General features: G+C 62.8%; 1 protein-coding gene. It reads right to left on the bottom strand.

Going from position 1 to position 400, the window contains the following annotated elements:
* A partial coding sequence (ligD, locus tag G4D87_RS38700; protein WP_443192661.1) for a non-homologous end-joining DNA ligase LigD occupies positions 1-400 on the bottom strand: 400 nt, incomplete at both ends.

Genomic DNA, 400 nt, shown 5'->3' with positions numbered 1-400 from the left:
TCCCAGGGATCCTTGCGGCGACGTTTCAGCTTGCCCGGCACGTCCTTGATCGTGAACGCGTCAGCCCGTTTGAGGTTTGGCAGCTCGCTCCACGCCAGAGGCATCGCGACAGGCGCGCCCGGTCTACCCCGCAGGGAATACGACGCCGCTGCGGTGGCACCTCGACCGTTACGCAGGTAGTCGACAAAGATCCGCTTGTTTCGAAGGGCTTTGGTGGCGGTGGCCAAGAACCGCTGAGGTTCCGACTGGGCCAACGCGTCGGCGAATCCTTTGGCGAAGCGCTTGGTCAGGTCCCAGTCGCACCCGGGATTCAAGGGCACCACGACATGAAGGCCCTTGCCTCCAGATACCCGCAGGAAGGACTCCAGCTCTAGTTGGGCCAGAAGCTTCCGGATATCAG

Origin of the sequence: Myxococcus vastator (assembly GCF_010894475.1) — a bacterium.
Taxonomy (GTDB): Bacteria; Myxococcota; Myxococcia; order Myxococcales; family Myxococcaceae; genus Myxococcus; species Myxococcus vastator.
The sequence above is the reverse complement of the archived record's forward strand: the minus strand, read 5'-3'. Positions and strand labels throughout refer to the sequence as shown.